Annotated in this window: 26 protein-coding genes; 11 read left to right on the forward strand and 15 right to left on the reverse strand. The window is 61.1% G+C overall.

What is annotated here, in order from left to right:
- Positions 1–72: 72 nt before the first annotated feature.
- The 3 genes from LJ656_RS08890 to LJ656_RS08900 are packed head-to-tail and all read right to left on the reverse strand — an operon-like array spanning position 73 to position 1319.
- Positions 73–525, reverse strand: coding sequence for a hypothetical protein (locus tag LJ656_RS08890; protein WP_230509405.1), 453 nt, complete (start codon positions 523–525; stop codon positions 73–75).
- A 24-nt stretch (positions 526–549) separates the two neighbouring features.
- A complete protein-coding gene (locus LJ656_RS08895; protein ID WP_230508919.1) occupies positions 550–951 on the reverse strand; it encodes a hypothetical protein in 402 nt (133 codons plus the stop codon).
- Complete coding sequence (locus LJ656_RS08900; protein WP_230508920.1) at positions 948–1319, reverse strand: tlde1 domain-containing protein; 372 nt, start codon at positions 1317–1319, stop codon at positions 948–950. The genes LJ656_RS08895 and LJ656_RS08900 overlap by 4 nt, the downstream gene beginning before the upstream one ends.
- A gap of 684 nt (positions 1320–2003) precedes the next feature.
- On the opposite strand from LJ656_RS08900, the gene LJ656_RS08905 reads away from it, so the two are divergent.
- Complete coding sequence (locus LJ656_RS08905; RefSeq protein ID WP_230508921.1) at positions 2004–4220, forward strand: beta-glucosidase; 2217 nt, start codon at positions 2004–2006, stop codon at positions 4218–4220.
- A 133-nt stretch (positions 4221–4353) separates the two neighbouring features.
- Here LJ656_RS08905 and LJ656_RS08910 read toward each other — a convergent pair whose 3' ends face one another.
- Entirely contained in the window at positions 4354–5676 is a 1323-nt protein-coding gene (locus tag LJ656_RS08910; protein WP_230508922.1) for a metal-dependent hydrolase family protein, read from the reverse strand.
- 550 nt (positions 5677–6226) lie between these two features.
- On the opposite strand from LJ656_RS08910, the gene LJ656_RS08915 reads away from it, so the two are divergent.
- Positions 6227–7093 (forward strand): MipA/OmpV family protein, encoded by an 867-nt coding sequence (locus LJ656_RS08915; protein WP_230508923.1) that lies wholly within the window; start codon positions 6227–6229, stop codon positions 7091–7093.
- A gap of 117 nt (positions 7094–7210) precedes the next feature.
- Here the strand turns inward: LJ656_RS08915 and LJ656_RS08920 are convergent, their stop codons facing one another.
- Both LJ656_RS08920 and LJ656_RS08925 read right to left on the reverse strand, forming a co-directional pair.
- Positions 7211–7750 carry a thioredoxin family protein gene (locus tag LJ656_RS08920; RefSeq protein ID WP_230508924.1) on the reverse strand — a complete coding sequence of 180 codons (540 nt, stop codon included), beginning with the start codon at positions 7748–7750 and terminating at the stop codon, positions 7211–7213.
- A gap of 1 nt (position 7751) precedes the next feature.
- Positions 7752–8477: a cytochrome c biogenesis CcdA family protein gene (locus LJ656_RS08925; protein ID WP_230508925.1), complete on the reverse strand. Its 726-nt coding sequence runs from the start codon at positions 8475–8477 to the stop codon at positions 7752–7754.
- A 530-nt stretch (positions 8478–9007) separates the two neighbouring features.
- On the opposite strand from LJ656_RS08925, the gene LJ656_RS08930 reads away from it, so the two are divergent.
- From LJ656_RS08930 to LJ656_RS08945, 4 genes are read left to right on the forward strand one after another with little or no spacing between them, the layout of a single operon-like run.
- Positions 9008–9226: a hypothetical protein gene (locus tag LJ656_RS08930; protein ID WP_230508926.1), complete on the forward strand. Its 219-nt coding sequence runs from the start codon at positions 9008–9010 to the stop codon at positions 9224–9226.
- Complete coding sequence (locus LJ656_RS08935; RefSeq protein ID WP_230508927.1) at positions 9223–9609, forward strand: M35 family metalloendopeptidase; 387 nt, start codon at positions 9223–9225, stop codon at positions 9607–9609. Before LJ656_RS08930 ends, LJ656_RS08935 begins: the two co-directional genes overlap by 4 nt.
- A gap of 4 nt (positions 9610–9613) precedes the next feature.
- Positions 9614–9928 carry a M35 family metallo-endopeptidase gene (locus LJ656_RS08940; RefSeq protein WP_230508928.1) on the forward strand — a complete coding sequence of 105 codons (315 nt, stop codon included), beginning with the start codon at positions 9614–9616 and terminating at the stop codon, positions 9926–9928.
- A complete protein-coding gene (locus tag LJ656_RS08945; protein ID WP_230508929.1) occupies positions 9928–10434 on the forward strand; it encodes an OmpA family protein in 507 nt (168 codons plus the stop codon). The genes LJ656_RS08940 and LJ656_RS08945 overlap by 1 nt, the downstream gene beginning before the upstream one ends.
- A 203-nt stretch (positions 10435–10637) precedes the next feature.
- On the opposite strand, the gene LJ656_RS08950 is transcribed toward LJ656_RS08945, so the two are convergent.
- On the reverse strand, positions 10638–11627 hold the full coding sequence (locus LJ656_RS08950; RefSeq protein ID WP_230508930.1) for a LysR family transcriptional regulator: 990 nt from the start codon (positions 11625–11627) through the stop codon (positions 10638–10640).
- A 188-nt stretch (positions 11628–11815) separates the two neighbouring features.
- Here LJ656_RS08950 and LJ656_RS08955 point away from each other — a divergent pair, with 188 nt between their 5' ends.
- The 3 genes from LJ656_RS08955 to LJ656_RS08965 all read left to right on the forward strand — a co-directional run bounded on the left by LJ656_RS08955 (position 11816) and on the right by LJ656_RS08965 (position 14416).
- The gene (locus LJ656_RS08955; protein WP_230508931.1) at positions 11816–12850 is read left to right on the forward strand and encodes an alpha/beta fold hydrolase; all 1035 of its coding nucleotides are present in this window, start codon (positions 11816–11818) and stop codon (positions 12848–12850) included.
- Positions 12851–13181: 331 nt separating this feature from the next.
- Entirely contained in the window at positions 13182–13532 is a 351-nt protein-coding gene (locus LJ656_RS08960; protein WP_230508932.1) for a DUF4148 domain-containing protein, read from the forward strand.
- Positions 13533–13627: 95 nt separating this feature from the next.
- Positions 13628–14416: an alpha/beta fold hydrolase gene (locus LJ656_RS08965; protein ID WP_230508933.1), complete on the forward strand. Its 789-nt coding sequence runs from the start codon at positions 13628–13630 to the stop codon at positions 14414–14416.
- An 87-nt stretch (positions 14417–14503) separates the two neighbouring features.
- Here the strand turns inward: LJ656_RS08965 and LJ656_RS08970 are convergent, their stop codons facing one another.
- The 7 genes from LJ656_RS08970 to LJ656_RS09000 form a co-directional block, all read right to left on the reverse strand.
- A complete protein-coding gene (locus tag LJ656_RS08970; protein ID WP_230508934.1) occupies positions 14504–14977 on the reverse strand; it encodes an Lrp/AsnC family transcriptional regulator in 474 nt (157 codons plus the stop codon).
- Between the two features lie 794 nt (positions 14978–15771).
- On the reverse strand, positions 15772–16572 hold the full coding sequence (locus LJ656_RS08975) for an SDR family oxidoreductase (protein ID WP_230508935.1): 801 nt from the start codon (positions 16570–16572) through the stop codon (positions 15772–15774).
- A 140-nt stretch (positions 16573–16712) separates the two neighbouring features.
- Entirely contained in the window at positions 16713–16868 is a 156-nt protein-coding gene (locus LJ656_RS08980) for a DUF3309 family protein (protein ID WP_230508936.1), read from the reverse strand.
- 189 nt (positions 16869–17057) lie between these two features.
- On the reverse strand, positions 17058–17264 hold the full coding sequence (locus LJ656_RS08985) for a hypothetical protein (protein ID WP_230508937.1): 207 nt from the start codon (positions 17262–17264) through the stop codon (positions 17058–17060).
- Between the two features lie 253 nt (positions 17265–17517).
- Positions 17518–17736 carry a hypothetical protein gene (locus LJ656_RS08990; RefSeq protein WP_230508938.1) on the reverse strand — a complete coding sequence of 73 codons (219 nt, stop codon included), beginning with the start codon at positions 17734–17736 and terminating at the stop codon, positions 17518–17520.
- A 194-nt stretch (positions 17737–17930) separates the two neighbouring features.
- A complete protein-coding gene (locus LJ656_RS08995; protein WP_230508939.1) occupies positions 17931–18221 on the reverse strand; it encodes a hypothetical protein in 291 nt (96 codons plus the stop codon).
- An 88-nt stretch (positions 18222–18309) separates the two neighbouring features.
- Positions 18310–18579 carry a hypothetical protein gene (locus LJ656_RS09000; RefSeq protein ID WP_230508940.1) on the reverse strand — a complete coding sequence of 90 codons (270 nt, stop codon included), beginning with the start codon at positions 18577–18579 and terminating at the stop codon, positions 18310–18312.
- Between the two features lie 433 nt (positions 18580–19012).
- On the opposite strand from LJ656_RS09000, the gene LJ656_RS09005 reads away from it, so the two are divergent.
- Positions 19013–21226 carry a serine/threonine protein kinase gene (locus LJ656_RS09005; RefSeq protein WP_230508941.1) on the forward strand — a complete coding sequence of 738 codons (2214 nt, stop codon included), beginning with the start codon at positions 19013–19015 and terminating at the stop codon, positions 21224–21226.
- Positions 21227–21271: 45 nt separating this feature from the next.
- Here the strand turns inward: LJ656_RS09005 and LJ656_RS09010 are convergent, their stop codons facing one another.
- Positions 21272–23311, reverse strand: coding sequence for an SUMF1/EgtB/PvdO family nonheme iron enzyme (locus tag LJ656_RS09010; protein WP_230508942.1), 2040 nt, complete (start codon positions 23309–23311; stop codon positions 21272–21274).
- 375 nt (positions 23312–23686) lie between these two features.
- On the opposite strand from LJ656_RS09010, the gene LJ656_RS09015 reads away from it, so the two are divergent.
- On the forward strand, positions 23687–24196 hold the full coding sequence (locus LJ656_RS09015) for a DUF4399 domain-containing protein (RefSeq protein WP_230508943.1): 510 nt from the start codon (positions 23687–23689) through the stop codon (positions 24194–24196).
- Positions 24197–24213: the final 17 nt, after the last annotated feature.

Below are 24213 nucleotides of genomic sequence, written 5' to 3' on the forward strand. Positions count from 1 at the left end.
AGGCCCGCTGGTGGGAGGCGGGCCTTGGGTTTCATTCAACCTCACTTTGGGTTGGAGAGGTTAGGCGAGAAATTACTGCTTCGGGGAGTCGCCGAGTCCTTTAATCAGAGGTTCCAAAGGCTCCAGGTGTAGAGAAACGACAAACACTTCCACCTGACTCATCGAGCACTCTTCCCAGCCAGCGTCGTTCACAGTAATGACGCTTATCGGCTTCCCACTTTTTTCGTAGTAGGTGACGTGGTGAACCTGGCGATAAAGGTCTTTGTGGTAGAGCCGGTCCTTGCCGATCTTCTCCGACGATAGTCGTACGGCTCGAGTTTTCCTCCAATCCAGGTTTTCCCTTTCGAGCAGGCCTGCACGTATGAGCTGGCCGTCGGCTACGTTAATCGGCCAGCTTTCGCATGGAGGGGACTTCGCGAGACATAACGCGGGCAGCGATAACAACATGATGGCGAACGGATTTGCTCGCGCGTTACGCCGCACAAAGCGAGACAACCTTTTGAAGCGTGTCGCGGGTCGGGTCATGAGAATCAACGGGCTACTCCAGAATCAATGCTTCTTAGCGGGGTTGTAGAGTCCTTTAATCAGCGTTTCTGCCGGTCCCATGTGTTGAGAAACGACAAACACTTCAACTTGGCTCATCGAACATTCTTCCCAGCCGGCATCGTTGACGGTAATAACGCTGACTATCTGCTTGCCGCGTTTGTCGTAGTAGGTAATGTGGTAGACCTGACGATAAAGATCTTTGCCGTAAAGCTCGTCTTTACCAATCTTCTCCGACGATAGCCTCAGGGCCCGAGTTTTCGAATGATCGAGGTTTGCTCGCTCGATAAGACCCTCGTCCATCAACCAGCCTTCCGCAATATTGGTTGGCCATCTGTCGCATGGTGGGGGCTTCGCGAGACATAACGCGGGCAGCGATAGCACGAGGACTGCAACGGCGCGTTTCATGGATGCACCACCTTTAATACTCTGTCGCCACTGTTCCAGATTTTTTCCCGTATTCTCCCTGCTAAGACAAGGCAGCCTTTCGACGCGTTACCGGGGTCGCTGCGACTATCGCCGTGGATCATGAAACCACTGCGGCCGAAGGTATGTGTTCCGCTGATAGGGGTGAGACGCATTGAATAGGGTCCCGTATGAGCATGCCTGAACGGTGCCCCTATCTCATACTCGCCGACGGGGATCGGTCCGACGTCGCGCACGTGCTGCATGCTGTGGTTGTTCAGCCCATCGCCGTTTCCGGAATACCCTCGTTGGTCTATCAGAGTGTCGTTGTAATACAGCTTTTTGCTGGTGTGACCGTAAATCCACGCCATTGACTTTCCTCCTTGGTTGTACGAATTAACGACTACACCAGAGGAATGGATCTCATAAAACTTTAGAGATGTCAGATATTCGAGATAGTTAAAGTCAATAAATGGCTATAACGTCGGACGCGTCCGAAGCGCTGCGCGGGAAGTCCCGATAACACGGGGGTGTGAGGGCTGCGGCGACATACACGGCGCGGTGCATTCTCACGCTAAAAATTCTCCTGCCTTTGTCAACAAAGGTTGCAACGGCCACCGGTAGCCGTCAGCATCGGCGCTGCCGTCGCAGTGCAACGCGGCAGGTCAGCGAGCCTTCGCCCGCGCCGGAATTTCCATCAGCTACGCATAAGCAAAGCGAATTCGCCTAACTTTCCGAATTCAATGCAGCGGAATAAAAAATCGAATAAAAATTACGGCGCTATTTTTTATCCTTTCAATTAGCTTATGTAAGAAAAGCCTTACGGCCCATTACGCATAAAAACGCTCGTATTAGTAAAAACACCGATGCTGTAGTCAGACTACATTCTTACATTACTCACCACGGAAGAGTCGCTACAGCCTATCCAGCCGCGTCGATTCTTCTTTCAACAGGCAAACGTTTGCGGTCATCGCCGCCGGCCTGTTTTCGCGTCCGCTGTGCATCCCTTCGACGCGCTCGCAGCCCCACAAAAAGTCCATTTCGGAGAGACATCAATGCAAAAGAAACTTTGGCCGGCCGTCGCAATAGCGGCGGCCGTGAGCGCCGCCGCGCACGCGGAAATTCCCACTTCGGCGCTCGACTTTGCGCCGCTATCCACCGTGCTCAATGCGTTCGCGTCAGCGGCCGCGCATCGTCGCGCGGAATCCCTCGTCGAGAAAATGACGCTCGACGAGAAACTGCAGTTCATTCACTCGCAGTACGCAATGTCGTCGGTGCCGGGCGGCGGCGCGGGCTATATCCAGGGCGTGCCGCGTCTCGGCATCCCGGATCTGAACATGGCCGACTCGTCGACCGGCTCGGGTAGCACGAGCCAACCGTCGACCACCTTCCCGGCGACGATCGCGGTGGCGGCCAGTTGGGACCGTCAACTGGCGTCGAATTACGGCAAGCAGGTCGCGATCCAGTTGCGCGCCCAGGGCTTCGGCATGGGGCTCGGCGGCGGCACCAACCTCGCGCGCGAGCCGCGCGGCGGCCGTCTGTTCGAGTACCTCGGCGAAGACCCGATCCTCGCCGGCGAAATGCTCGCCGAGCGTACCGACGGCACGCAAAGCCAGAAGGTCATCGCGACGATCAAGCACTACATGGGCAACGAGCAGGAGCACGGCCGCGGCGGCGGCAACAGCCAGATCGACGAGCGCACGATGCGCGAGCTCTACCTGCTGCCGTTCGAAATCGCCGCACGCACCGCGCAGCCCGGCAACGTGATGTGTAGCTACAACCGCGTGAACGGCACCTATGCGTGCGAGAACTCGCACATCCTCAATGACGTGCTGAAGAACGAGTGGCATTTCGAAGGCCAGGTGCAGTCCGACTGGGGCGCGGCGCATAGCACCGCGCCTGCGATCAACGCCGGTCTCGACGAGGAAGAAGACGTCGGCTCGACCGTCTATCTGACGCCGGCTCTCGTCAAGCAGGCAATCGCGAACGGTTCGGTCTCGACCGCGCGTCTGAACGACATGGTCGAGCGCAAGCTGTACGTGATGATTCGCGACGGCGTGATGGACGACCCGGCCAAGGGCGGCAAGAGCATAAACTTCGCGGCTGCGAATGCGTTCACTCAATCGACCGCCGAGCAGTCGATGGTACTCCTGAAGAACGCCAGCAATCAGCTGCCGCTCGCGGCGGGTGCACTGTCGCGCATCGCGGTGATCGGCGGCCACGCGGACGCCGCGGTGCTGACGGGCGGCGGTTCCGGCAACACGCGCGATCCGGTGACGGGTGCGTTCTCGGGTTGTGGCGGCCTCACGTTCGGCACCTCGAGCGGTTGCAGCTGGTGGACCAATCCGTGGCTGAAGGTCGAGACGCCGATCGTCTCCGCGATCCAGGCGCTCGCGCCGCAGGCCAAGGTTACGTTCGCCGGCAACAGCGATCAGACCTCGCCGTTCCGCGCGTACACGCAACAGGAGATCAGCCAGGCGGCGACGCTCGCGGCCAACTCCGACGTCGCGGTGGTGGTCGTCGCGCAACCGGCCGGCGAAGACTTTGGCGATCTGCAAAGCCTGAGCCTCGCGAACCCGACCAACCAGGATGCGCTCATCGAAGCGGTCGCGGCGGCCAATCCGCACACGGTTGTCGTTGTCGAAAGCGGCAATCCGGTGCTGATGCCGTGGAAGGACAAGGTTTCGGCGATCGTCGAAGCGTGGTATCCGGGCGAAGCGGGCGGCAAGGCGATTGCGAATGTGCTGTTCGGCAAGGTCAATCCGTCCGGCAAACTGCCGGTCACGTTCCCGGCGCGCGATCAGGACACGCCGACGTGGGGCACGGACGGCTCGTTCCAGACCGATCCCGTCTACGCGGAAGGGCTCGACATGGGCTATCGCTGGTATGACGCGAAGAACATCACGCCGATGTTCGAGTTCGGCTACGGCCTGTCGTACACGCACTTCGGATATTCGGATCTGTCGGTCAAGCGCCTGCCGGGCGGTCTGACCGACGTGTCGTTCGATGTGCGTAACGATGGCCGCGTGGCTGGCGCCGAAGTACCGCAGGTGTATCTGGGCGTGCCGTATCAGGGCGAACCGCCGCGCCGTCTGGTGGGCTGGGACAAGGTTGCGCTGAACCCGGGCCAGTCGCGTCACGTGCACGTGGTCGTCACGCCGCGCATGCAGAGCGTCTGGGATACGACGCACAGCCGGTGGCAATATGTCCCGGGCAGCTCGGTGTACGTTGGGGCGTCGTCGCGCGATATTCGTCTGCAGGGTCGCAGCTAACCGGCTGACGGAGTCGGCGGACCGGGCGCGGCAACTTGCGCGCCCGGACGCCGGAAGTAAAGCAGTTGACCTAACTATTAGGCCGGGAGTATGCCGACGTTGTTGCGCGGCATGCTCCCGGCCTGATTGTTTATCACGCGTTGAGCGTGTTCTTGTAGAACTTCCCGTCCTTCATCACGATGCGCAGGTTCTGCTCCGGATTCGCGATCAGATCGAGATTATCGAGCGGATTGCCGTCGATCAACAGCAGGTCCGCATACGCGCCTTCCTCCAGTACGCCGAGTTTGCGCGGATACGGATTGCGATGACCGGACATCGCTAGCAACTGGCCGTTGGCGCCGGTCGCCATATTCAGTGCTTCCGCGGCGGAGTACCAGCGCTTCAGGTGCGCGAGCATCGTGCCCTGACGCGTTGCCAGCGTCTGCGAAAAAATCAGGTCGGTGCCGAACGCTACCTTCAGTCCGTGCTTGCGCGCGAGCTTGTAGGTGTTATCGGTGCCCGCGGTCACTTCGAGGAATTTTTCGCGGCTCGGGCCGGCCAGCGGCCCGACGTCCTCTTCGCTGAGGAACGGTTGCGTGCTCAACCACGTACCGTGTTTCGCCAATAGCGCGGCGGTTTTGTCGTCCATCAAATGACCGTGCTCGACGCACTGCACGCCAGCGGCGACCGAGCGTTGAACCGATTCGGGTGTATACGCGTGCGCCAGAACGTATGTGCCCCAGTCCGCCGCGGTTTCGACTGCCGCGCGCATCTGCTCTTCGGTAAAAGTGAGCATGTCGAGCGGACTGCGCGGAGTCGACACGCCGCCGCCGCCGACCATCTTGATCTGCGTCGCGCCCTGGATGAACTGCTCGCGCACCCGCATCCGCACTTCGTCTGCGGTGTCCGCGATTGCATTGGCGCCGTCGCGTTCCGCCTGACTGACCTGGTTGGCGGTGCGCGGTAGTTCGGCGAGCGAACGAAAATCGCCGTGACCGCCGGTGGTGGTGATCATCGCACCGGACGGATAGATGCGCGGCCCCGAAATCATGCCGCTGTCGATCGCCTGCTTCAGCGCGAACGACGGGCCGCCCGCGTCGCGTATCGTCGTAAAGCCGCGCAATAGCGTGCGTTCCGCTTCTGCGCTCGCGGCCAGGTGAACGAATGCGATATCGGCCTGGAGAATCACCTGAATCGGCAATGCGGCGAGCAGCGAATGCCAGTGCATGTCGATCAGGCCTGGCATGATCACCTTGCCGCCGCAATCGACGACGGTCTTGCCCTCGCTCGACGCCGGCTGGCCCTGGCCGATCTGGCTGATCGTATTACCCTCGACCACCATAAAGAGGCCGTCGCGCAGCGTCGACGATTTGCCGTCGAACAGACGGAAGTTGGTGAACAGTACCGGTTTGGCTGGTGCCGGCGGCGGTTGGGTGGTTTGCGCGTGACCGACTCCGGGCAGCACGAGGCTTAGCATCGAGGCTGCGAGACCGGCAACGAAACCGCGACGCGACAAGTCAGCACTGATACGGCGGTTCGCGTACTGCGCTTGAGACTTGTCACAGAGACACGAAAACGACGGACTGTCGGTTTTCTTGCCGAGATACTTTCCTGAAGCCATAGCTCACCCGTAAGGTAGATCACTGTGCATCGAAAGCCGCCGCCCGCTTATTGCCGGCGACGATGAAAGTCAAGCCTGCAAAGATTATCGTTTGCGACCGCGAATGGCAAATCCTGGCTATTGGGTAGGGCGGCGTTGGATTCGCGCCACCATTGCGACAATTGCCTGCCTCGAGTTCGCATTTAACAAAAATATGCTTGCGACCGCCGAAATAAACCGGCTATGCTCAAACCACCTTTTGCCATTGCATTTTTCGCAATAGAGCCGATAAGCCAAACCGGTTGGCGAGAGAGAAATGGCGGTGATCTTCGCGGCATTCAGTAATACGGCAGTATCGGTAGTCCCGAATAAACGGCTAGACCGGCGCAATTGCGCGTGGGCTAATCATTTGCCACGGAGAAGCGGAATGATCGATGTATCGAATCCCCGAATGATCAAGGTACTGATGGGCTCCGCGTTGTCGCTGTTCGCGCTCGCCGCGATGGCGGACGACACCCTCGGCCTGTCCGAAGGCCTGTATTCGGTTGGCGCGCCGGAGGTCACTCAGGGGACGGGCGTGAGCACGAGCCCGTGGCGATTCGCGCTGGGCGCCGGCGTCGTGAACATGCCGAAATACCCGGGCGCGAGCGGGACCAAATGGGAAGTAGTGCCCGCCGTGAGCGTGAATTACGACCGCTTCTTTCTCGGCGCGAATCCGGATGCCGCTTCGGTGCTGGCGCTCGGCGCCTATCTGTATCGCGACAGTAACTGGCGCGTGGGCGCCGCGATCACTTATGACTTCATCGAGCCGCGCAGCGAGTCGGACGATGCGCGGCTGCATGGACTCGGCGACGTCAAGCGGACCGCGCATGCCGAACTGTTCGGCGTATATACCTATCAGTTCGTGACCGCGCGCGCGAGCGTGCTGACCGATATCGCCGGCAACGATCGCGGCACCGTGGCGACGTTCGATCTGCTCGGCCGCTACGAGCCGATTCCGCAACTGACGCTGAGCGCCGGTCCGGGTCTGACGTGGGCCAGCAGCAAGTACAACGAAACCTATTTCGGCGTGACGTCGGAGCAAAGCGCCCGTTCTGGCTTGCCGACCTATTCGGCCGGTTCCGGTCTGAATCAGGTGCGCTTCTCGATCAACGGCGTATACCGAATCGCGGCGCGTTGGAATGTCGGCGCGAGCGCTTCGTTCGCGTGGCTGCGCGGCGATGCGACGGACAGTCCGATTACGCAAAAGACCAGTCAGATCACCTACGGTCTGTTCGCCAATTATCTGTTTTAAGCGGATGATTTAAAGCGGTACGAAATTACCGTGTGAAAGCCGGCTCCGCAATAAAAAACCCATCCGAACCTGATTGCTCAGGTGCGGGTGGGTTTTTTTTATAACAGGTACCGCGCTTCAATCTTTTTGCGCGAGCAGTGCCTGAATCTTCGCTTCGGTTTGGGCGTACTCGCCTTCGCCGAAGTGTGAATAGACGATCCGCCCTTTTTTGTCGATCAGGTAAAACGCAGGCCAATACTGGTTGTTATAGGCATTCCACGTCGCGTACTGATTGTCTTGCGCGACCGGATAGGTGATGCCGAGCCGTTTGATCGCCGTCTTGACGTTGCCGGTGTCGCGCTCGAACGGATACTCGGGGGTATGCACGCCGATCACTGTCAGCCCCTGATCCTTGTACTTCTGGTTCCAGCTTTTCACATACGGCAGCGTGTTCGCGCAATTGATGCAGCTATAGGTCCAGAAATCCACCAGTACGACTTTGCCGCGCAATTGCTGCAACTTCAGCGGTTCGCTATTGAGCCATTGCGAAATGCCGGTGAATTCCGGCGCCGTCGACGCGTCGACCTGGGGTGCGGCGAGCGCGGCGGTGCTCGCCGCCATCACGGCGCAGGCGGCGAAGGCCGTAGACAGCACGAATGTCTTGAGTTGGGTAGTCATGTCAAAGTCCTTTCAGTGAAGGGAAAAAAGCGGCGAGCCGGGCGTACAGCAGCACGTCGTATTGCAGATAGATGGCGAGTGCGGTCAGCATCACCAGTACACCGAATACCTGTTGGAGACGTTCCGCGTGGCGCGACACGGCGCGCACGTGGCGAGTTACGTAATGGCCGCCGTAGATGATCGCGAGCATCGGAATCGCTGCGCCGATTGCATACAGCGTGAGCAGCAGCGCCGACCAGCCGAGGTCCTGAGCTTTCACCACCAGCACGAGGATAGATGCCAGCACCGGTCCGGCGCACGGTGTCCACACCGCGCCCAGCGACATCCCGAGCACGAAGCCGCCAGCGTTGCCGGTGCCGGGTTGGCCGCCGGACGAGCCCGGCGTGATCGCCGCGCCGATCCGTTCGAGCGGCGCCTGCAGCTGCGCGACGAGCCAGTCATAAGGACGCGGCCATACGCGCATCAGCCCGGACAGCGCGAGTAACGCGATGCCGGTATTGCGCAGCACCTGCTGCGCGACGTGCACGGTGCTCGATACCGTACCCAGCAGCAGCGCGAACGACGCAAAAGTCAGAATAAAGCCGGCGACGATGAACAGCGGCCGCGTGCGGCTCGGCTGTTCGACGGACGTGCCGAGCAGGATCGGCATGACCGGCAGCACGCAGGGCGAAGCAATTGTCAGCAGCCCGGCGAGCAAGGCGAGTGGCGTTTCGAGAGTACTGTGCATGGTGTGCGCTCCGTTGGCTGGTATGGCCGTATTGGAACGCTCGCGCGTATCTGGTTTATGTCGGCGAGTGGGTTGGTGTGCAAGGTTCTGTGTATCGGGGGCCGGTTGATACATTGCGACACAATTTGCCCGGCGCGTGGACGGCTTGAGTGGTGTAGCAGGCCAGGGGGCGATCTCTTCCCGCGCCAATGTCTGGCCGTGCCCTCGTGAGGCGCGCAGCGGAAAGCGCGAAGTCCATTCAAGTACTTCCTATAACGGGCAGCCTGAGTAACACAATCCCCGAATGCTTTAAGGCCAGTCGACACTGGCATGATGTCGGCCCTGTTTTATTGAGAAGAATGCTAATTCCTTTTTCGGATTAGTCAGAGAGACGCGCGCGCTAATTCTCCGCTACGTTCTGCAAGCAGTCAGACGATTAGGAGGAGAAAACATATGCCGGAGAGGATGCGGCCCGCAGCGGAGATCGTTGCGGAAATGAAAAGGCAATTCGCAGAAGCGTTCGAGGGCTCCGCGGGGCGGGAGTGTCATCGATGCCGCGTGACGTTCGGGATATTCAAGGGATTTCCGGATGTGTCGTACGCACAGACGTCAAGGATGACGAGGGCAATCCGGTCTCAAACGTGCCGTACCGCATTCTCGATAGTGGCAAGCCGATTCAGTCCGGAGTGACGAATTCACAAGGCATGACCGAGCGCATCGAAACCTCGCGATTAGAGCATGTAACTTTGGAATTGGAGAATGAGTTATGAATAAAAATGAGTACGGCTTCAGAGTTCCGACCGAAGTGGAAGATGACGATGGGGTCGTTGTTCATCCTGGGTCATGGACAAACGCGAACCCCAATTCATTGGTGGAAGTGGTCATCAATACTACGCTGATCTGCCCAAACATGAGCAATAAGGTGTTCAGAAAAGAAGTCATGAGGGCACGCGATGTCGGCGTTAGTTTGGTCAAACAACGCATCAAGGCTGTGGCACTCTGGGAAGAAAAGGAGCAGGAGCGCGCGCAAACCTACTTCGGTCGCTCCGATATAGCGCTACGAAATTATCTCGGCGAGAGACTGCCGCGGCTTTTAAAAGCGATGCAGGAGTTGGAGCCCGAAAATCATTCGGTGGGACAGCAGAACAGGTAAGCCGATGTCATGTAGCCTGAGGCCAAGCAAGCCGGAAACCCAAGCCTCGGTGTGCAAGCCAGATTCGGAAAAGCGGATTATTGCGATTCATTCGGCTTTTTGTGGCAGCCCATTTGGTAAGTTGGATGACGCTTGTAAAGTAAAAACGATAATTCACGAATGCACCCACTTTAATGACACATTTGAATCGGAGGATCATATGTATGGAGATAGGGAAAGAGGGATCAGCATATGGGCCCAGCGCGAGCCCCATAAGGCAATCGAGAACGCCGATAGTATCACCGGATACGTAGCAACCTTCGATAGGGTAGTGTCGTAATGAAACGAGGGACGAATTATTGGCGCGTTGCGGTGATTTTCGCATTAGTCATATTCCCCGCCTTCTTCGATGCTGCATACGCTGACCGATCGGATGGCAAGTCCATGCCGTCAACCGCATGCCGCTTCCTGAAGAATATGGGATTTGAGTTGCCGTTCAACACTATTGAACTCACAAAAGAAGATATGGTGATAATTGCAGATGCCGTCGAAGATACAAAGACATGGCCGTCGCCCGCCGTGGGGATTCAGGCAACCGTAAGCGCGGGGGCATATATTGGCGAACGCGATCTGGACGTGTTGAAGAAGCGCCGTGGTGACGCGATAAAAGCATATCTGATGGAGCTTGGCATCCCAAGTAGAAATATCTATGTGGATCCTGTCGTTATGACGGACGATGTCGTGTTCAGGCGTGCTGACGGTGGACTTGCCGTTCAGCAAATAGCGATTGAGCTAGCCCCGATTTGCAAAGGTGGCAGTTGCGCCTGGATGTGTGGCCCTCTGTAACAGAATGGGGCAGAAATGAGAGGGAGCGAGGCGCTCCGCCGGAATCCCTCTCACTTCCGTGACGTTCAGCCGTTCTGGTCGTCCGTTTCATTCAGGCCGTGCGTCGGACGGTCTTCCTTGTTTTTCCGTGTCTTTCTTCGTGCGCGACTTCCCGCAGGCGGGCGAACAGGATAGAGAAGCGAGAACAGAAGATTTGCCCGGAATCAACCGTTGCTGCGCTGACGCTGACGTTTGCGCCCAGCAGACCCCCTGCCGCCCGCCGTTCCAGCCCCTTTCACAACAGGCTGCGCAAACATCGGCATCCTCTCCTGAATCCACCGCAGCAATTCCAACGGACCCGGCGCGAGCGGCCGGTCGGTCTTCACCAGCACGCGTGCCTGCGCGCCGGCAAATAGCGGATGCGCGATAGGTACCGTCGTCAATTCTCCGCTGGCGATTTCGCGGTACGCGGCGAATTCGCCGATCAGCGTCATGAAGTTGTCGACCGTCACGAAGCGCTTCAGCGCGCTAAGCGAGTTGGTCGTCAACGTCGCGCGAATCGAGATGTTTTCGGCCAACTCCGTCATCTTGACGACGTGACCGATTCCGAAGGCGGGCGGCATCAGCGCAAGCGGATAGGCACGCAGATCGTCGAGCGTGGCGGGTCGCCTTTTCCTCGCGAGCGGATGGTCGCTGCGCAGCAACAGTACGACAGGCTGCGGTGAACTCGCGCGATACTCGAGCCGCGCGTGCGGCGGCGGGTTGTACGCGAGCCCGATATGCGCACGGCTTTCCGCCACTTCGTGCTGGATCGCATCGACCGCGAGCATGTCCATGCCAATTTCGAGTTCCGGATATTGCGCGCAGAAAGGCACGAGCACATCGTCGACCAGCGTGTCGACGAAACCCTCGCTGACCGCGAGCCGAATCTGCCCGCGTTGCAGGCCTTTCAGTGCGTGCAGCTGGTCTTCGAGCTTTTCCTGTTGCGAACGATAGCCACGCCAGAATTCGAGCAGATGCGCGGCCGCCTCGGTCGGCTTGACGCCGCGCGGCTGTCGCTCGAACAGCACCGCGCCGAGTTCGTCTTCGAGCAGTTTGATCTGCCGCGTAATGACCGACGGCGACGTATTGATGCTTTCGGCGGCGCCGCGAATGGTGCCGTGCGTGAGCACTTCGTTGAAGTAGCGCAGGCGTTGCTGATTGATCTCTCGCATGTGATAACCCCGACGGCGATTGCCTGTTGCTTATAAGGCAACGAAACGTGAACTTAGTTGCTCTTGCCGATAGTACCTGACGCTGTCACTATTCGCTCCAGATGTTGCGACAGCGTTCACCGCGCGTTGCCGCGCATCCGTAGATCAGGATTAAACCGGCGTCACCGCCGCGCTCAAGGAGAATCAGCATGTCGGATCAGATCAATAGCCGGCGCCGTCGCTTTCTGGGTACGACCGTCGCGGGTGTCAGCCTGCTCGAACTGGGTTTGAGCGGGCTCGCAAAGGCACAGTCGACCGGCACCGCAAACGCGGCCACTCGCATAACCTCGTTCGAGAACATTCGCTCGATCAACGCCGGCACGCTCAACATCAGTTACGCGGAAGCGGGCCCGCAAAACGGCCCGGTCGTGATTTTGCTGCATGGCTGGCCGTACGACATCCATAGCTTCGCCGAAGTGACGCCGTTGCTCGCGGCCGCGGGTTATCGGGTGATCGTCCCTTATCTGCGCGGCTACGGCGGTACGCGTTTCCTGTCGGCAGACACGCCGCGCAACGGCCAGCAGGCGGTGGTCGCGGTCGACATCATCAATCTGATGGATGCGCTGAAAATCGATAAGGCGGTGCTCGGCGGTTTCGACTGGGGCGCGCGCACCGTGAACATCATCGCGGCATTGTGGCCGCAACGCTGCAAGGCGATGGTGTCGGTGAGTGGTTATCTGATCGGCAGTCAGGAAGCGAATCGCGCGCCATTGCCGCCGAAGGCCGAACTTACCTGGTGGTATCAGTTCTATTTCGCCACCGAGCGCGGCCGTGCGGGTTACGAGGCGAACCGTCACGACTTCAACAAACTGATCTGGCACACCGCGTCGCCGCAATGGAATTTCGACGACGTCACTTTCGAGCGGACCGCCGAATCGTTCAATAACCCGGATCACGTCGCGGTGGTCATTCATAACTATCGCTGGCGCCTGGGGCTCGTGCAAGGCGAGCCGCAATACGATGAGCTTGAAAAACGCCTGGCTGCCGCCCCGACCATCGCGGTCCCGACGATCACGATGGAAGGCGACGCGAACGGCGCCGCGCATCCGGACCCGGCTGCTTATGCGAAGAAGTTCACCGGCAAGTACCAGCATCGCAATCTGACCGGCGGCATTGGTCACAACCTGCCGCAGGAAGCGCCGACGGCATTCGCACAGGCGATCCTTGACGTCGTGCGGCTCTGAGCGAAGGGCCGGCTAAGCCGGCTTCCCGCTGCACTCGAAACCCCAGCAATCGGGCATCCGACGGCTGGGGTTTTTTACGCCCGCAATAAATCGCAAAGCGCGTTTGTATCGCAATGTGTCAATTCCCTACACAGACAAACATGCTTGCATAAATAGGGGGTAACGAAAACATTGCAGATACGCTCGCGGGTTCAAATGTAGTCATGCAAGGTTGATTCACAACGTTGCGTTGAAGCAGGCGGGACCCGAGCACTTATCGGCTTTGAACGGTCCTCCGCATGAACTGCTGAATCCCTGATCCCTGAATGCTTTTGATAACCGGAGAAGACTCATGAAACTCGTTCAATCGTTGCTCGTCGCTGCCCTCGTTGCTGCTCCCGTTGCATCGTTCGCTCAATCGCAAACGCAGCACGCGCTCTCGCGTGCCGATGTGCGCGCGGAATTGATCCAGCTGGAGAAGGCGGGCTACAGCCCGGCAAGCGACAACACCCAGTACCCGCAGAACATCCAGGCGGCCGAGGCGCGAGTCAGCGCCGCCAACGATGTGGCTGCCAGCGCCTATGGCGGTGTCGCGCAGCAAGCTTCGGCGACGGGCTCGCGCGCGCCGATCAAGCACGTGCTGGCTCCGCGCGCGGACGACTCGAACGTCGTCGGTCTCGGCTCGATCTACGCGCACTCGTGATCGATGCGACCCGCAGGCCGTCCGCGCGTAAATGCACGGACGGCCGAGCCTGAATAAACGTAAAACGCTATCGCCAACCTGTCGAGACGAACACCATGACCACACTGCTGAAAAAAATCCTCGGGTCCGCATTGCTGCTGGGCGGACTGTTCACGTTGCAGGCGACACAGCTCGCGCAGGCCGCGCCGGGCGACGACCTTCAGGGCAAGAACGTCGTGCTGGTACACGGCGCATTCGCCGACGGCTCCAGTTGGGACAAAGTCATTCCCCTGCTCGAAGCGCGTGGTTTGCACGTGGTCGCCGTGCAAAACCCGCTGAGTTCGCTGGCCGACGACGTCGCGGCCACGCGTCGCGTGATCGAACAGCAGCACGGACCGGTGATTCTGGTCGGTCATTCGTGGGGCGGCGTCGTGGTCAGCGAGGCCGGTAATGACGACAAGGTGAAGAGCCTCGTGTACGTGGCGGCGTTTGCGCCGGACAACGGCCAGTCGATTGCCGACATCACGAAGGGCAAGCCGGCGCCGGTCTGGGCGAGCCAGTTGCAGAAGGACTCGGCCGGCTATCTGACACTGTCGACGCAAGCGATCCTCGACGATTTCGCGCAAGACCTGCCGACCCCGCAAAAACGCCTGATTGCGGCGACCCAAGGGCCATGGGCCGCGAGTTGTATCGATGACAAGGTGAGCAAAGCCGCATGGCACGACAAGCCGTCGTATTTCGTGGTGTCGGGCCGCGACCGGATGATCGATCCGGCTTTGCAACTGGAAATGGCGAAGAACATCGACGCGAAGGTCACACGGGTCGACACCAGCCACGTCGCAATGCTCAGTCAGCCGCAGGCGGTGGCCAATGCGATCATCGCCGCTTCAAAGGCCGCGCATTGAGCGGCAGATAAGAGAATCGCGACGCGAGTTGGCAGATAGAGGGAGCGCCGCAACACAGGGCGCTCTATTCGATGCAGTGCGTGAAAGTCAGATCGCAATCGACGGAATGCTTTTCATACAGCGCAGCGCGAACATCGAGCGGCTATGGCGAATGCCGGCGACCTTGTAGAGCTTTTCGCGCAGAAAACGTTCGTAGCCCGCGGTGCCGTCTACCGCGACCTTCACCAGATAGTCGTAATCGCCCGATACCAGGTACGCTTCGAGTACTTCGCTGAGCGTCGCGAGTTCGGCGCCGAAGCGCGCGAGCGCGTCGTCGTCGTGGCGATCCAGCGTGACTTCCAGCAGCACCACGTCGGCGAAACCGAGCTTCTGCTGATCGAGCAGCGCAACATAGCCGCGAATATAGCCTTCGTTTTCGAGCTGACGGGTACGGTTCCAGCACGCGGTGGTCGACATGCCGACCAGATCGGCGAGTTCCGCGTTGCTGAGGCGGGCGTTCTTTTGCAGCGCGCGCATGATCTTGCGATCGAGCGCGTCGAGCGGGCGGGGTCGGGTAGTCATCGGCGGGCTCGGAAAGTTATTTTGTAGAAACGAATTATAGGTGTAGATAATTCCGCTGCAAGTGGGCTGGCGTCTATCTTTAAGAAGCCTATCCGGCGTGGCTGTCGGTATATTTTCAGTATGCATTCATGCCCGGGACAACCGTCCGGACCGAAGCTATCCAGCCTGCCGGTCTCTTGCAGCCAAAAGCTGCTCGGCGGTGTCTCGCCGTCTTCACAGGAAGAAGCACGCGGGCGGATTCCGGCGTTACCCGCGCCGGGACACGCGCTCGCCGGGCGTGGACGCATGTCTCTCGTATGTCTAGCTCGGCCCTGTGCTTTTTTGCACTTCTGACCGTTGCTTTGCCGGTGCCGATCAAGCTACTTTTGCGGTGGTCATTGCGTTGGGCGTCGCGTTGACGGCGTTCTTTTTTTCACCGGCTGCGAACGGTCCTGTAGCGGCCGACGCGGCTACGCGCGGTGAACCGCCGGATGGGGACTCTGCTGGTGGGATGGGCACGTTAATGGCGGCGGTCCGCTGATTTGAAACCAGCCGGATACCGCCGCCGGAACAACGAATGATTCCAGCCTCCGCGCACCCTCAATGGAAAATCAGATACAGAATCACGAGTACGATCAACGGAACGCCAAGCAGCCAGCCGATCAGATAAGGCATGATGTGTTCTCCTTCGTATCGAATTGGAATACGACGGAGATTCAGCAGTTCGCGTGCCTGAGGGACGTGAAGCGCTCACGTGGCAACGGCGCCTTGCGTCTGACGAAACTAATTGAAGGCGGCCCGGTGAAGCAACTCGCTTAGCCGTTATCCGCAAAGCCCGGATACAGAGTCATTCCACCATCGACGAACAGCGTCGTTCCCACCACGTAGTCGCTTTCGTCGGAAGCGAGCCAGACGGCAGCCTTGCCGATATCGTCCACATCCCCTACGCGTCCATACGGAATCAACTGTAGAAGCTTGTCGAGCGCCGCTTGCGAATCCCACGCATCCTTGTTGATCGGCGTGCGGATCGCGCCCGGCGCAATCGAGTTGACGCGAATGCCCTCCGGCGCCACCTCCTGCGCGAGCGATTTCATCATCATCTGGATACCGCCTTTCGATGCGGCGTAATTGACGTGACCGGCCCACGGAATGACTTCGTGTACCGAACTCATGCAAATGATCTTGCCGAGCGCTTTGGACACGGTACTCGGCCCGCGCCGGCGGAATTCCCTGACGGCCGCCTGGCAGGTCAGAAACTGACCGGTCAGGTTGGTGGACAGCACGAACTGCCAATCGTCGAGCGTCATGTCGGCGATCGCCGCATCCTTTTGCAACCCCGCATTCGCGACGACGATATCGATGCCGCCGAAACGCGCGCGGCACGCGGCGAACAGCTTGTCGACCTGGGCGGGATCCGAGACATCGGCCTGAATCGCGAATGCGGAGCCGCCGGCCTGTTCGATTTCGGCGGCGAGTTGTTCATCCGGTTCCGCGTGCGAATGGTAGTTGAGCGCGACCGCGGCGCCGGCATTCGCGAGGGCCTTGGCGACGCCGTAGCCGATTCCCGAACTCGCGCCGGTAATCAGCGCGACCTGATTGGCGAGTAACTTTTCCATAGACGGCTCCGGCGTGATCGAGCGGAAATGAACGCGGCAACAAGGTGGAATAACAAAGCCGCCGCCAGCCCGCGCATCGCAACGCTCGGGTCCAGCAGCGGCCATCAGGCATTCAGTCGAGCCCGTTAGGCAGGCATCGGCTATATCACGCCGGCAATCAGCAGCACGATCACCACGATCAGCACAACGCCAAGTCCGCCGGTCGGGCCGTAGCCCCAGGCGCGGCTGTGAGGCCACGTCGGCAAGGCACCGATGAGCAGCAGAATCAGCACGATCAGAAGAATGGTTCCTAGCATGTTGTGACCTCCGTGTGGTTGATAGGACCTGCTTTTACAGATTGGCCGCGCAGAGCCGCGGGGTTACTCCTGAAAAGCAAACCATGTGCCTAGCAGAAGAAGATGCTAGCCGGAAGTCGAGCGGCACCCGTTTCGTCCGGAAGCCCCGGGCCGGGTGCCGCATTTCCAATTGCGGACACGTCGCGCGTCCTATAGATAAGTCCCGTGAATGCGCCCTTCGAAGATTGCGGTATTGATTTCGAAATCGTCGACGTGGGCCGTGCTGCCGCCGTCGACTGTGACGACGACAGAGCGGCCGCCGCGCAGCAGTTTCATCTGCTCGACGGTGAGCGTTTTTTCGTGGGGTGCGTCGCCGGCCCGATGCGGCAGATCCTTGATGATGACAGCGGCTTTCATGGCAATACTCCTTGAGATGAATGGGCGCGCACACGCTGGCGCCCGCTCCGATTTCTGCAAGGGCTATGCCAATCGATCCGAAGGTGGTGCGATTTTTAGCGCGCACGCTGACGCGCAAAGCCAGTCAAGGGGGTGGGAGAAGAGCGAAGGCAAGCACGCGCGCGGAGCGCGCGGGATGTCGGATCGAAGTGTCGGCACGCGTCCCACCAATCGGTGGCGAATGGTTGGATTGGCGCAGCGGCCAGCGCAACTATTAGCGCCTCTGCCGCTTGCGCGCCAGACCCACATCGGCAATCCGCTGATGCGCGGCCGCAAAGCCGGGCGGATATTCGACGACCCGCGTCGCGGGCGGCACCAGCGGCGCGCCGATGCTCGAACGCGCGCCGACGCGGGCGCCGCCGACGATCGCGGCCATTGCCTCGCGATCGAGTTCGACGCTGGCGGTCAGATCCTTGATGATGAGCTTGGCCATGACGGCTCCACGAAAACGCTCAGGCGGCCGATCCTGCGATGGAATCGGCCGCCGCGCTGGCACGTTGTTCGGTATGAAGTTCGGTGTGCTGAGGTCTCGACGCACTATAAGTATAGGAAATGCGGGCCCGGCCGGTGTGGCGGCGACGTTGCAGCGGCAGTGGGGCAACCCCGTTCCCATGCTGCTGCGCACGCTTACACCGCGGCGTAATTGCTGCCTTGCAGGTAAGGGGAGACGTCGAGCTTGAGCGGCAGCACGACATTGGCGCCGATCGAGCCGATGTTGTTGAGTGCCGCGACGTTCACGTATTGCTGCTGGACCAGATTCTGGTTCACCGTGACGTTGATGTTGGCGATGCCGGCGAGACTGCCGAGTCCGCCCGACGGCATCGGCACGTTGCTGCCGGTACCACCGGTGATCGCGGACATGCTTCGGCGGTCTAGTTCCCGGGCGGCGGCCAGATCGCGAATCATGAGGGATGACATGGCGTTGCTCCTGAAATGCATTGCGGGCGAACAGATGCGGAACGCGGCGAAGCGAGCTGCGCGAGCAGGTGCTTCGCCGCGCGACGCGTTACTGGTTGGCGCTGTTGCTCGAGACCAGGTACGGGCTCATATTCGTAATGGCGCCGCCGGCCAGCGCAACGTTGTTGCCGTTGGCGTTCTGGAAGTTCAACTCGTTGTTGATCACTTGCGTCGCGGTGAGGGTCTTGCTGTTGTTCGGCGCCGAGAACGGGCTGAAGTTGTAGTACAGGCTCGGGCCGAAGCCGCCGCGCACCGTGCGCATTGCCTTGCTGTCGAGTTGTTCGGTGACGGAAAGGTCTTTGATCATCAGCGTTTTCATGGTCAGTCTCCGGAAAGAAATATTCGCAGTGTTGCGAGTGGTTTTGAGCAACTTGTTTGCTCGGGTATCACTAATGCACAGGCTGTGCCAATGTTATTCAAGTATCCTGAAGAAAATGGCGAAAGCCCGTCGTATAAGGGCTCCGCGGCCGGTGCGGTAACCCGGCACGAGCAGACGATGCGCGCGCGAACGCTCGCAGCGGTGGCGGCGCTCCGACACCTGACCGATTGCTGTTGGCCGATCCACGACACCGCGCCCGCACTCCCGCGATTGCTCGCGCGCGTGATGCCTGGTTTGCCTGGTTTACGAAAGCGCAGACCGGGAGCTAGTATCGAAAGGGCACATGTAACTGGTTACGACAGGTTTTCTATCGACCCGCGTGGCTTCGGTCGCATGCGACACGGCCCAGCGGCAACGGCGGTGCTTCGCACAAATGGCTAGCCTTGCGCGTGTGATTCACGACTTCCAGAGCGGCGAGCTGTCGCGCGACGAATTCGTCGCGCAGCTCGACGGCGCGTTGACGTCCGGCGAGGCCGGCCCGACGCAACTGCTGGATACGCTCGGCGCCGCGCACCAACAAACGCCGTTACCCGAGGATCTCTATCTGGAAGTACGTAGGCGCATCGAGTTGCTGCGCATGTCGAACGTCGCGGCCGGCGGCGACGAAACCGGGTTGCAGACCACGGTCGAGCTGCCTTCGGTAGGCTCGTCGAGCGTCGGCAGCGCGGGCGCCGCGAGTACTTCGCCGCCGCCGTCGGGCGCCGGGCAGGACACGATCAAAGGCATCGGCGACACGCTGAATAACCGCTTCGTGCTCGAAGAGTGTCTCGGCGTCGGCGGAATGGGCACCGTCTATAAAGCACTCGATCTGCGCAAGCTCGAAGCTTCGGATCGCAAACCGTACGTCGCCATCAAGGTACTGAACGTCCAGTTCCGCGGCAATCCGAATTCGCTGGTCGCATTGCAGCGCGAGGCGCGCAAGGCGCAGGTGCTCGCGCATCGGAACATCATCACCGTGTACGACTTCGACCGCGACGGTCCGATCGTCTATCTGACGATGGAGTACCTGAGCGGCAAGCCGCTGAGCCAGCTGCTGCGCACGCCCGGCTATCAGGGTATGCCGGTACGCGCCGCGCTGCCGATCGTGCGCGGGATGTGCGCGGCGCTCGCGTATGCACACGAACGCGGTTTCGTGCATTGCGACTTCAAACCCGCCAACGTGTTTCTGACCACTAACGCCGAAGTGAAGGTGATCGACTTCGGCATTGCGCGGGTATTCCAGCGGCCGGAAGAAGAAAGCGACGCGACCGTGTTCGATCCGGGTAGCCTCGGCGCGTTGACGCCCGCGTATGCGAGCCCGGAGATGATCGAGCATCGCGAACCCGATCCGCGCGACGATATCTACGCGCTCGGCTGCATCACTTATGAGCTGTTGACCGGTCATCACCCGTTCGACCGGCTGTCCGCGACCCAGGCGCGCAACGCGGATTTCAAGCCGCAGCGGCCGGCCAATCTCGACGCGAGACAATGGCGTGCGCTGCGCTCCGCGTTGTCGTTCGATCGCGCGACGCGGATGCCGAGCGTCGCGCGCTTTATCGCTGAATTCGACAATGAGGCGCGCGCGGAAAAGTCCGGCACGCTCGCGAAGGCCGGGCTCGCGAGTTTCGCGCTCGTGTGCGCGGCGGCGGTCGGCGTGTTCGCATTTCGTGCGGGACCGGGGCGGCAAGCCGCGCCGGCGAACGTGGCGGCGACGCGATCCGACCAGGTGGATCGCGCGGGCGGCGCGTCGGCGCTGGCGGCGAATTCGAATGCCAATCCAACTGCCAATCCAAACGGCGGCGGTACGAGCGTAGCGAACGAGCCGGCCAGCTCGATCGCTGCGCCGCCGACCACCTCCGCCGCTGCATCGATTGCCGCGGCGTCCGCGGCGCCATCTGTGACGGCTTCGGCACCGGCTGCGCCGAAGCCCGCGCTGACGCTCGCCGCGGTCGCGCCGGCGCTCGCGCAGGTACCCTGTTCGGCGTTGTCGCCGGCGCTGCACGATCACGCGCTGACGTTGCGCGGTTTCGTCTCGCAGCGTTATGGCGTTACGCATCTGAAAGACACATTGGCCGCGGTGCCGGGTGTCGAGACCGTATCGCTCGACGTGCAGCCGCTAGCCGACGACAAATGCGACATCGTCAAAGTACTGGCGCCGTACTGGGTGCACAACTGGCAGGCGGGTCGAATTGCGTCGCTGCATGTGCGGCCGTCGAGCGGGCTGCTGAGCGAAGGCGATGCACTGGTGGTCGATCTGAGCACACCGGGCTTCGACTCGTACGTGACCGTCGACTATTTCCAGCTCGACGGCAGCGTCGTGCACGTGGTGCCGAGCCCGCGCATGAAAGACAATCAGGCGCCGCCGAACTACTCGGCGACGATCGGCAGTGGCGGCGACTGGACGGTCGCCAAACCGTTCGGCGCCGAAATGCTGGTGCTGTTAATTACGCCGGTGCAGTTATTCGACGCGATGCGCCCGGAAAGCGAGCCGCGCGCCGACTATCTGCACGCACTGGATGCGCGGCTCGCGCAGATCGGCGGCAAGTATGGAGCGGCGCATATCGTCGCGGATTTCGCGCCGATCACGACGAAACCGCGCGCGCGTTGATCCGCTCGCAAGTCGCCGGTGACCGGTTCGATGAAGAAGCGCGGCTCAGTGCAGATCTCTCGCCACGCGAAAACCATCCTGCGATTGCCGCACGCTCGCGCTGTACTTGAAGCGCGTTGCGCTGAGCATGTAGTCGCCGCCTTCGCGCCACGAGCCGCCGCGAATCACGCGCACTTCGCAGCCGGGGCTGTCCCATGCGTGTCCATCGACGGGCGCGCCCTGGTAGGAGTTGTGCCAGCAGTCGGCGGTCCATTCCCACACGCCGCCGTTCATGTCGTGCAGGCCGAGCGGATTCGCGCTGAACGTGCCAACGCTTTCCGGTCCTTCCTTGTGCCACGGATCGCCGCAATCCTTGCAATTGGCCGTGCCTTTACGCATCTGGTCGCCCCACCAGTACGCGGTCGTGGTGCCGCCGCGGTCCGCGTATTCCCACTCGGCCTCGGTGGGCAGGCGGTACGGTTTGCCGGTGGTTTTGGCAAGCCATTTGACGTACTGCTGCGCGTCGTCCCAGCTCAGATCGCGCGCGGGCGCGGCCTTGTTGGTGTTGCTTTCGGGCGTGAGCTTCGGGCACGCATTGGCGGCGACGCAGACATTCCATTGCTCGACCGTCACCGGAAATTTGCCGATCGCGAACGCGGTGCCGATGCTCACGCGATGCACGGGCCTCTCCGAAGGATCGTCAGTATTGCTGCCCATCGCGAACGAGCCGGCGGGCACCGCGATCAGGATCGGACAGGTCGGGCAGTCGCGAATATCGCCGGGCCCGGGTGGATGCGCGACGGTCTTCTGCGCGAGCGGTGCCGGAGCGCTGGCTGTCGCGGCGGCAGGCGGCGGTGCGGGCGCGGCGGCCGACGGACGGGCCGAAGCCGGGGCGGCGGGGGCGGCGGGGGCGTTGGCCGGCGCGGCCGGGCGAGCGGCCTGCGCCGGTGCCGGCGGCGGGGTCTGCGTCTGCGGAGCATGCGTGGCTGGTGCCGCGGGCGGTGCGTTTGCAGCCGGATTGGAAGCGGCGGCCGCCCGCAACCGATCGATCCGCGCATGCGCGAGCGGCGCGAAGCGGCCATTCGGATACGCTTTCAGATAGGCCTCGTAATCGCCCGGGTAGTTGCTGTCCTTGATCGACTCCCAGAACGTGATTTCGTATTGTTCGCTGCTGTCTTTCGGCAAAATGCCGCGACCGTGCAGTGTCAGCGGTTGATGCGCGCTCGTCGCGTCGCGCGGTGTGTCGGCGGTGCTCGCGACCGAAATGGCAGAACCCCGCGCGGCAAGCCACGGCTGCTGAGCGTCGCCGGTCGCGTCGCGAACGTCGCTGGCGACGCGCTCGAACAACGCGCTCAGCGGCTCGGCAGACGCGCGCGCATCGTTCAGCGCATGCAGCCATGCAGCGGTATAGACGCCGTGCCGCGCGCCGTCCGCCGCGAAACCGCCGGCCGTCGTCGCATACGCAATCACGGTATTGGCGCGCAAAGCCGCGCTATCGATCCGCGCGGCGGCCGGCGTAAATGGATTGTCCAGACACGTGTCGAGAATCACGAGATCGAAGCGCTTGTCGCGGCGCGATTCCATTGCCCGCAAAACCGCGTTCAGATCGACACCGCTTTCGAGCCGGGATCCGGGTGCCGAGTCGATGACGGCTCGCGTACTGGATTGCGCCGGCATCAGCAGCGTTCGCGGGCCGATCTGCATTCCGTGTCCGGCGAAATAGAACAGCCCGATATCGGCCGTTTGCAAACGACGCTGAAATTCACCGAGAGCCGCGCGCATTTGCGGCGGCGTCGCATTCATGCGGACGATCACGTCGAAACCGCGCGCGCGGAGCGCGTCGCGCATCGCCAGCGCATCGCGCGGCGCATTGGTGCGGACCGGTGCCGCAGCAGTGGTGGAGTCGCCGTACTCGCCATTGCCGATCACGAGCGCGACGTGGCGCGACTGCGTGTCGGCGTGTAATGAAGCAAATGGCGAGAAACGTTGCGTCGCGTCCGGTGCCAATGCGGAAGTACTCGTCAGCCTGTCCGCAGCGGCCCCGGCATTGCCCGACTGCATCGCGATTGCACCAGCCACGCATATCAGCAGGAATCGTCGCCACATCTTCGTATCCTTGTTCGTATGCTGTTCGCAGCGGACACAATTCAGGCATTCGAGGACCACGCTGCCCGCGCAATGCGCCGGCTGCCGCAAGCGAAATGTCGATGCCGTGACCGGCCATCCACCCGCAACCTTTCATTAACGATAGCACGCGCCCGGCGGCATAACTGTGCGGGAGTCCTTAACGCGTCATACGGTTAACGAGCATTGCATATCTTTTTGGCAAGTTACGTCCTAAGCTGATTCACAAAGTCCGCCATACGGTCGTTTATAACCAGGCGACGGTGCGCCGAGCGACACGCGCGAGCCGCTGCCCGAACACCCGGAAGGCCATCGACAGCCGGGCCCAGCCATGCCTCCTCAACGGGAGAATGCGCTATGCGAAGAACCCGAGTTCCTCTCCTTTTCGGCAACCTGAATACCACGCCGGCCCGCACTGTGCGCTGGCGCGCGGCGCTATGCGCAACCGTCCTGGCGCTATGCGCCGGCCTCGGCTTTGGCGCCACCGGAACCGCGCGCGCGGAACAGACCGCGTCGCCGCCGGGCGCCGAGGAGTACATCATCTGGCCGTCCGACGGCGCGGTGATTCACGGCGGCAAGCTGTGGGTACGGATGGGACTGCGCAACATGGGCGTGTGTCCGAAAGGCGTCGCCGTACCGAATACCGGCCACCATCATCTGCTGATCGACACCGATCTGCCGGCGCTCGATCAGGAGATTCCGTCGGACCGCCAGCATCTGCATTTCGGCGCCGGCGAAACCGACGCGCGTATCGAATTGCCGCCCGGCAAGCACACGCTGCAGTTGATTCTCGGCGATCACAATCACGTGCCGCACGTGCCGCCGGTGTATTCGAAGAAGATCACGATCACCGTGGTGAAAGACTAGCCGCAACGGAGAAAGCT

The organism is Paraburkholderia sejongensis (genome assembly GCF_020880815.1).
In the GTDB taxonomy this organism is placed as follows: Bacteria; Pseudomonadota; Gammaproteobacteria; order Burkholderiales; family Burkholderiaceae; genus Paraburkholderia; species Paraburkholderia sejongensis.

Coding starts and splice junctions, on each gene's coding strand:
- LJ656_RS08890 (WP_230509405.1), bottom strand. CDS start 525: ATGACCCGACCCGCGACACGCTTCAAAAGGTTGTCTCGCTTTGTGCGG.
- LJ656_RS08895 (WP_230508919.1), bottom strand. CDS start 951: ATGAAACGCGCCGTTGCAGTCCTCGTGCTATCGCTGCCCGCGTTATGT.
- LJ656_RS08900 (WP_230508920.1), bottom strand. CDS start 1,319: ATGGCGTGGATTTACGGTCACACCAGCAAAAAGCTGTATTACAACGAC.
- LJ656_RS08905 (WP_230508921.1), top strand. CDS start 2,004: ATGCAAAAGAAACTTTGGCCGGCCGTCGCAATAGCGGCGGCCGTGAGC.
- LJ656_RS08910 (WP_230508922.1), bottom strand. CDS start 5,676: ATGCTAAGCCTCGTGCTGCCCGGAGTCGGTCACGCGCAAACCACCCAA.
- LJ656_RS08915 (WP_230508923.1), top strand. CDS start 6,227: ATGATCGATGTATCGAATCCCCGAATGATCAAGGTACTGATGGGCTCC.
- LJ656_RS08920 (WP_230508924.1), bottom strand. CDS start 7,750: ATGACTACCCAACTCAAGACATTCGTGCTGTCTACGGCCTTCGCCGCC.
- LJ656_RS08925 (WP_230508925.1), bottom strand. CDS start 8,477: ATGCACAGTACTCTCGAAACGCCACTCGCCTTGCTCGCCGGGCTGCTG.
- LJ656_RS08930 (WP_230508926.1), top strand. CDS start 9,008: ATGCCGCGTGACGTTCGGGATATTCAAGGGATTTCCGGATGTGTCGTA.
- LJ656_RS08935 (WP_230508927.1), top strand. CDS start 9,223: ATGAATAAAAATGAGTACGGCTTCAGAGTTCCGACCGAAGTGGAAGAT.
- LJ656_RS08940 (WP_230508928.1), top strand. CDS start 9,614: ATGTCATGTAGCCTGAGGCCAAGCAAGCCGGAAACCCAAGCCTCGGTG.
- LJ656_RS08945 (WP_230508929.1), top strand. CDS start 9,928: ATGAAACGAGGGACGAATTATTGGCGCGTTGCGGTGATTTTCGCATTA.
- LJ656_RS08950 (WP_230508930.1), bottom strand. CDS start 11,627: ATGCGAGAGATCAATCAGCAACGCCTGCGCTACTTCAACGAAGTGCTC.
- LJ656_RS08955 (WP_230508931.1), top strand. CDS start 11,816: ATGTCGGATCAGATCAATAGCCGGCGCCGTCGCTTTCTGGGTACGACC.
- LJ656_RS08960 (WP_230508932.1), top strand. CDS start 13,182: ATGAAACTCGTTCAATCGTTGCTCGTCGCTGCCCTCGTTGCTGCTCCC.
- LJ656_RS08965 (WP_230508933.1), top strand. CDS start 13,628: ATGACCACACTGCTGAAAAAAATCCTCGGGTCCGCATTGCTGCTGGGC.
- LJ656_RS08970 (WP_230508934.1), bottom strand. CDS start 14,977: ATGACTACCCGACCCCGCCCGCTCGACGCGCTCGATCGCAAGATCATG.
- LJ656_RS08975 (WP_230508935.1), bottom strand. CDS start 16,572: ATGGAAAAGTTACTCGCCAATCAGGTCGCGCTGATTACCGGCGCGAGT.
- LJ656_RS08980 (WP_230508936.1), bottom strand. CDS start 16,868: ATGCTAGGAACCATTCTTCTGATCGTGCTGATTCTGCTGCTCATCGGT.
- LJ656_RS08985 (WP_230508937.1), bottom strand. CDS start 17,264: ATGAAAGCCGCTGTCATCATCAAGGATCTGCCGCATCGGGCCGGCGAC.
- LJ656_RS08990 (WP_230508938.1), bottom strand. CDS start 17,736: ATGGCCAAGCTCATCATCAAGGATCTGACCGCCAGCGTCGAACTCGAT.
- LJ656_RS08995 (WP_230508939.1), bottom strand. CDS start 18,221: ATGTCATCCCTCATGATTCGCGATCTGGCCGCCGCCCGGGAACTAGAC.
- LJ656_RS09000 (WP_230508940.1), bottom strand. CDS start 18,579: ATGAAAACGCTGATGATCAAAGACCTTTCCGTCACCGAACAACTCGAC.
- LJ656_RS09005 (WP_230508941.1), top strand. CDS start 19,013: ATGGCTAGCCTTGCGCGTGTGATTCACGACTTCCAGAGCGGCGAGCTG.
- LJ656_RS09010 (WP_230508942.1), bottom strand. CDS start 23,311: ATGTGGCGACGATTCCTGCTGATATGCGTGGCTGGTGCAATCGCGATG.
- LJ656_RS09015 (WP_230508943.1), top strand. CDS start 23,687: ATGCGAAGAACCCGAGTTCCTCTCCTTTTCGGCAACCTGAATACCACG.